Below are 7,458 nucleotides of genomic sequence, written 5' to 3' on the forward strand. Positions count from 1 at the left end.
ATCGCCCAGACTCTCGACGGCGGGCAGGCGAGCGCGGGGGCTGCGGTGGCGGCTCCTGCGGTGGTGGCGTTGGCGCGTCGAGACCATGCCGATCCGGCCACGGTGTTGGGCGGGGTGGCTGGACTGTTCGTGTCCGGCGCCGAGGTGGACTGGGCCGGTCTGTATGCCGGTACCGGTGCCGCGCGAATCGACCTGCCCACCTACGCCTTCCAGCATCGACGTTATTGGATGACCGAAGGGCCCGCCGCCGGTGGCAATGCCCGGGCGATGGGGCTCGTCGCCACCGGGCACCCTTTGGTCTCGGTGGTCGTCTCGCAACCGGACTCCGACGCGGTAACTCTCACCGGCCGCCTGTCGGTGCAGACGCACCCATGGCTGGCCGACCACACGGTTGTGGACACCGTGCTGTTCCCCGGTACCGGTTTGGTCGAACTCGCCTTGTACGCCGCAGAACAGGTCGGCTGCTCGACCCTCGAGGAACTGGTCCTACAAGCCCCACTGGCACTGCCGGAGTCCGCCGGACTCGCGGTGCGCGTTGTGGTCGGCGCCGAGGACGAGACCGGCCGTCGCGCGGTGCGTATCTTCTCCCGGCCCGATGATGGTGTCGATTCGGTGGCGTCGTGGACGTTGAACGCCGAGGGTGTGCTCGCGTCCGGAATCGACAGCGCGGCTGCCGATCTGGTGCAGTGGCCGCCCGCCGGTGCGGTCGCGGTCGATATCGATGGGGTGTACGACTCCCTCGACGCACAGGGCTATCACTACGGTCCGGTGTTCCAGGCACTGAGGTCGGTGTGGCGCGGATCCGACGGTCTGCTCTATGCCGAGGTCGAATTGCCCGAGCAGGCCCGAACCGAGGCGGAGCGTTTCGGTGTGCATCCGGCGTTGCTGGATGCGGCGTTGCATGCCTTGCGTTTCGCCGATGGCATGTCGGCGGACGGAACCGGTGTGGCGTTGCCGTTCGAGTGGTCCGGTGTCACGGTGCGTGCGGCGGGTGCTGATGCGTTGCGCGTTCGGCTCACCCGGGTCGGCGAGCACGGTGTTGCTCTGGATCTGGCGGACTCGACCGGTGCTGCGGTGGCGACGGTGCGGCATCTGGCTTCCCGGCCGATCGATCCCGCGCAGCTCATGGCCGGCGCATCCGTCGTCGGTAATGCGTTGTTCCAGATCGGCTGGACACCGATCGCGGTGCGTGAAGCCGAAGTCACCGCGGTGGCGTGGGCGGAGCTCGGTGAGCAGGTTCCGCAGGCGGTGGTGTTGGAGTGCCCGACGGGTAATGATCCCGCCGCTGTCCATGCTGCGACTCATGAGGTCCTCGAGGTATTGCAGTCCTGGATTGCGGGCAATCGATTCGCCGAATCGGTGCTGGTAGTCCGGACCGGTGGTGCGGTATCCGTTGCCGGGGAAGACGTTACGAACTTGGCCGGTGCGGCTGTGTGTGGTCTGGTTCGTTCCGCCCAGGCGGAGAATCCTGGCCGGATCGTGTTGATCGACACCGATTCCGAACTCGACGGGCTGCTGGGCGGGATTGTCGCCGTGGCCGAACCGCAGGTGGCGGTGCGTGATGGGCGAGTACACCTTGCGCGCGTCGGCCGAATCTCCGCTCCGACGACCACTTCAGCTGGGGGTTCCTCCGCGGCAGCTTCGGCTGTGAGTTCGTCCTTCGGCCCGGACGATACTGTTCTGGTCACCGGTGCCAGCGGCTACCTGGGTGGGTTGTTCGCCCGGCACCTGGTCGACGCACATGGTGTGCGCCGGCTTCTGCTGTTGAGCCGCCGCGGTGAATCCGCTTCCGGCGCTGCCGAGTTGCGGGCGGAGTTGCAGCGTCTCGGTGCCGAGGTCGGGTTCGTGGCTTGTGATGTCGCCGATCGCGGCGCGCTTGCGCAGGTGTTGGCCGAGGTGCCTTCCGGTCACCCGCTGACCGGTGTGTTCCACATGGCCGGCGTTCTCGACGACGGTGCGGTCGGTTCGTTGACCCCGGCCCGGATGGATGCCGTGTTGGGGCCCAAGGTCGATGCTGCCCTGCACCTGCATGAACTGACCGCCGATCTGCCGTTGAAGGCGTTCGTGCTGTTCAGTTCGGTGGCCGGTGCGTTCGGCAACCCTGGTCAAGGCAACTATGCCGCGGCCAACGCGTGCCTGGATGCTCTCGCGGCGCACCGCAGGGCATCCGGGCTCTGCGGCAAGTCTTACGCCTGGGGTGTATGGAGCATGGACGGGGGTATGGCCGCAGAACTCAGCGACCGGGACCGTCACCGCATGTCTCGCTCGGGTTTGCTGCCGCTCTCGGAGGAACAAGGCCTCGCGCTGTTCGATGCCGCGACCGGGTTGGACACAGCTGCCCCTCTCCTTGCCCGTTTCGACCTGGACGCGATGCGCAGTACGGGATTCGCGGTGCCCGCACTGTTTTCCGCGCTGATCCCGCATCGCCGCAAAGCGGCCTCAGGTGCTTTCACGGCGCTACGCGCTCGTTTGGCGAACACTCCCGACGGTGAACGTTTCGGTGTGCTCGTGGAGATCGTGCGTGGTCAGGTCGCGGCGATTCTGGGTCATCAGGACGCGAATGCGATTGCGGCGGACAAGGCCTTCGGTGAGTTGGGTTTCGACTCGCTCACTGCTATCGAGTTCCGCAATGCTCTCAAAAACGTGACAGGCCTGCGGCTGCCTGCGACGCTGGTGTTCGACTACCCGACACCGCAGGCTTTGGCGAAGTATCTGGCCGACGAGTTCGCCGGCACCAGCCGCGATGTCGAGGTTACTGCCAGCAAGGCTGTTGACGACGAGCCGATCGCTCTGGTCGGAATGGCCTGCCGTTACCCGGGTGGTGTCGCCTCGCCCGAAGACCTGTGGAGTCTCGTCATGTCGGGCGTCGATAGCATCGGTGAGTTGCCGATGGATCGTGGCTGGGACGTCGATGGTATCTACGATCCCGAACGTGGCAAGGCGGGCAAGACCTACACGCGCCGGGGTGGATTCCTGTACTCCGCAGCCGATTTCGATGCCGAATTCTTCGGGATCAGTCCCAATGAGGCCACGATGATGGATCCGCAACAGCGGCAGCTACTGGAAACGACGTGGGAGGCGTTGGAGCGGGCCGGTGTGGATCCGGCTGTGCTGCGTGGCAGTTCGACCGGTGTCTTCACCGGCGTGATGTACCACGACTACGCCCAGGGGAGCGGCAGCAACGCTACCGGCAGTTTGGTGTCGGGTCGGATCGCCTACACGCTGGGGTTGGAAGGCCCGGCGGTGTCGGTGGATACGGCGTGTTCGTCATCGTTGGTGGCGATGCACCTGGCTGCGCAGTCGTTGCGGTCGGGTGAGTGTGATCTGGCGTTGGCCGGTGGTGTGGCGGTGATGGCGACACCGGAGACTTTCGTGGAGTTCAGCCGTCAGCGAGGGTTGTCGCCGGACGGGCGGTGTAAGTCCTTCTCCGATAACGCCGATGGGGTGGGCTGGTCCGAGGGTGCCGGTGTGTTGGTGTTGGAGCGGTTGTCCGACGCTCAGCGCAACGGCCATCGGATTCTTGCGGTGATGGCCGGTTCGGCGGTGAATCAGGATGGTGCGTCGAATGGTTTGACCGCGCCGAACGGTCCTTCGCAGCGGCGGGTGATCCGCCAAGCATTGGCCAACGCCGGAGTCTCGCCGGTCGAGGTGGATGTGGTGGAGGCCCACGGCACCGGGACCACCCTGGGCGATCCGATCGAGGCGCAAGCGTTGCTGGCCACTTACGGTCAGGACCGGAACCCGGATCGTCCGTTGTGGTTGGGGTCGTTGAAGTCCAACATCGGCCATGCTCAGGCCGCCGCGGGTGTGGGTGGTGTGATCAAGATGGTGATGGCGATGCACCATGGCGTGCTGCCCCGAACGCTGCATGCGGATCAGCCCTCCACCAAGGTCGATTGGTCCGAGGGGCATGTGCGGTTGTTGACCGAGGCGGTCGAGTGGCCGACGGCGGATCGGCCGCGTCGGGCTGGTGTGTCCTCGTTCGGTATCAGCGGCACCAACGCCCACGTCATCCTGGAACAGGCCCCGGTGGTGGAGCCTGCCGCGGTACCGGTTGTGCGGACCGTCCCGGCTGTGCTGCCGTGGGTGGTTTCGGCACGCAGTAGGGATGCTCTTGCCGCTCAGGCTGATCGTTTGACATCGCGCGCGGGCGAGCACGATCCGATTGATACCGGTTTCTCGCTGGCGTCGGCGCGCAGTGTGTTCGAGCATCGCGGAGTTGTCGTGGCCGAGGGCCGTGACGATCTGCTGGCGGGTGTGCGGGCATTGGCTGCGGGGGTGCAGGCACCGGGTGTGGTGTCCGGTCGTGTGGTGTCGGGTTCGACTGGTGTGGTGTTTTCTGGTCAGGGTGCCCAGTGGGCGGGTATGGCTGCCGAGCTGCGCGGAGCGTATCCGGTGTTCGCCGAGGCTTTCGATGCGATCGTCGCTCAGCTGGATCCGCTGTTGGGGCAGTCGGTTTCGCTGGGTGAGGCGCTGTCGAGCGATGAACTGATCGATCGGACGGTGTTCGCTCAGGCGGGTTTGTTCGCGTTCGAGGTGGCGTTGTTCCGGCTGCTCGAGTCGTGGGGCGTGCGTGCGGATGTGGTGGCCGGTCATTCGATCGGCGAGATCGCGGCTGCGCACATCGCCGGGGTGATGTCGCTCGCGGATGCGTGCATCCTGGTCGCCGCGCGTGGCCGCTTGATGCAGGCGCTGCCCGCGGGTGGGGCGATGGTCGCTGTCGGTGCGTCGGAGGCCGACGTGCTGCCGATGCTGGCCGGCGAGGTGTCGATCGCGGCGATCAATGGTCCGTCGTCGGTGGTGTTGTCCGGTGTCGAAGACGATGTCGTGGCTGTCGCTGATCGGTGTGCCGAACGTGGTTGGCGCACACACAGGTTGCGGGTCTCGCATGCTTTCCATTCGGTGTCGATGGAGCCGATGCTGGCCGAATTCGCCACGGCGATCGATGGTTTGGCGTTCAGTCGCCCGAGTATCCCGTTGGTGTCCACGGTGACCGGTGTCCGGATCAACGACGAGATGTCCGATCCGTCGTATTGGGTCGGCCAGGTCCGTGACACGGTGCGCTTCGCCGATGCGGTCGCGACAATGGCAGGCACGGGTGTCGCCAGGTTCGCCGAGGTCGGGCCTGATGCGGTGTTGACTCCGATGATCGCGCAGATCGTGGATGACGAGCAGGTAGGCGCTTCTGCCGTTGTGGCGCTGGCTCGTCGAAACCATGCCGATCGGTCCACGGTGTTGGGCGGCGTGGCAGCGCTGTTCGTCTCTGGTGCCGAGGTGGATTGGGCTGGTTTCTACGCTGATTCCGGGGCCCAGCGAATCGACTTGCCCACCTATGCCTTCCAGCACGAGCGTTTCTGGATCGATACCAGGCAGATGTTGGCGCAGTCCTGGCTGGCGGCCGAGCTGGGTGGGGTCAGCTCGGCCGGGCTGGATGTGGTGGATCATCCGTTGCTGGGTGCGGTTGTGCCGCACCCGGATTCGGGTGGGGTGAGCTTCACCGGCCGGTGGTCGCTCGACTCCGTCGAATGGCTGGCCGACCACAGCGTGCTCGGCACCGTGCTGCTGCCCGGAACCGGACTTGTGGAGCTGGCCAGCTACGTCGGCGGCCTGTTGGGCTGCGGTGTGGTGGATGAGCTCGTCCTGCACACTCCGTTGACGATGTCGGCCGAGGGCAGTGTCTCGGTGCAGGTCGTGGTGGCCGCTGCTGACGAGGCTGGTCGTCGGCGGCTGGGTATCCATTCTCGGCAGGCGGGCGAGGGTCCGTGGGTGCTGCACGCCGAAGGTGTGCTTGCGCCGGGCGATGTGGTGGCTGATTTCGACCTGATCTCGTGGCCTCCTGCGGGCGCGCAGCCGGTGCCTGTCGACGGTGTGTATGACGAGCTGCTCGAACTCGGGTACGGGTACGGCCCGTTCTTCCAGGGTTTGCGGGCGGCGTGGCAGCGCGGCGATGAGTTGTTCGCCGAGGTCGCTCTGTCGGATCCGCGGGACGCGGAGGGTTTCGGGATTCATCCTGCGCTCTTCGATTCTGCGTTGCATGCCGGGATAATTCATGGTCTTCGTGGCGGTGGTAGTGGCGTCCCTGCGCTGCCTTTCGCTTGGAACCGGGTGGTGTTGTACTCGGCCGGTGCTGCCGTAGCGCGGGTGCGCATTGTGCTTCAGGGCGATCGGTTCACTGTGCAGATCGCCGACGAGCAGGGTCAACCTGTTCTGTCGGTGGGCGCCTTGGCTTCTCGGCCTGTGTCGCCTGAACGCCTGGGCGCGGGCCGGGTGTCGGAGGCCCTCTTCGGCGTGGATTGGGTCGCTGTTCCGCTGTCGTCGGCGGCGAGTGTCGAGCCGGGTCGTGTTGCGGTACTCGGTTCTGGCCGGGGTTCCGGTGACCAGAGTTCCGGTGAGGTGCGGCGTTATGGTGATCTCGCGGCGTTGATCGCCGATCTGGATGCGACTCCCGACCTGGTTGTTCCTGAGATCGTGTTGCTCGAGTGCCCGCACCATGATGGTGCGCCGCCGGAGGCCGTGCGGCAGGTTGTGGCCGGTGTTCTCGGCACCGTTCAGCGGTGGCTGGCCGATTCTCGTTTCGCCGGTTCCCGTTTGGTTGTGCTCACCAGAAAAGCCATGTCCACTGCCGATTCGGACCAGGTCGATCTGGGGCAGGCGCCGGTGTGGGGTCTGTTGCGTGCCGCGCAGGCCGAACACCCGAGTCGATTCCAGCTCCTCGATCTGGATCAGGACCGTGACCCGGTCTCTGTCGCGACCGCAGCGGCAGCTGGAGAACCGGAGGCCGCGCTACGCGGGACGACCCTGCTCGCGCCGCGCTTGACCCGTCACGCACCCGGCACGATTGCGCGGCTGTCCGAGCCTGGCACGGTGCTGATTACCGGTGGCACCGGTGGTCTGGGTGCGGTGATCGCTCGACATCTGGTGACCGAACACGGTGTGGGACATCTGCTTCTGACATCTCGGCGTGGACCGGATGCTGACGGCGCGGCTGAATTGTGTGCGGAGCTGGTCGAGCTCGGTGCGCAGGTGACCATCGCCGCGTGCGATGTGTCCGATCGGTCTGCGCTGGCGGCGCTGCTCGATACCATTTCTGACCAGCATCCGCTGGTTGGCGTGGTGCACGCGGCCGGAACCGCCGACAACGGGCTGATCGAGTCGATCACGGCGGACCGGATCGACCATGTCTTCGGACCCAAGCTCGATGCCGCGTGGCACCTTCACGAACTCACCCACGACCGCTCGTTGTCGCTGTTCGTCCTGTTGTCATCGGCGGGTGGATTGGTGCTGGCTGCCGGTCAAGCGAACTACGCTGCCGCGAACGTCTTCCTCGATGCCCTCGCCGCACATCGTCACAGCCTGGGACTACCCGCGACCTCCCTCGATTACGGGATGTGGGCGCGATCGACCGCGCTCGGCGCCGAGCTCTCCGAGGACGCCTTCAACTGGATGCGCAGGCAGGGC

1 protein-coding gene is annotated in these 7,458 nt (G+C 66.0%); it reads left to right on the forward strand.

Translation table 11 applies throughout. The features are described 5' to 3' along the window. A partial coding sequence (locus ACRWNM_RS36390; protein ID WP_431972708.1) for an SDR family NAD(P)-dependent oxidoreductase occupies positions 1–7,458 on the forward strand: 7,458 nt, incomplete at both ends.

The sequence above is a fragment of the Nocardia sp. bgisy134 genome (assembly GCF_965341865.1).
Taxonomy (GTDB): domain Bacteria; phylum Actinomycetota; class Actinomycetes; order Mycobacteriales; family Mycobacteriaceae; genus Nocardia.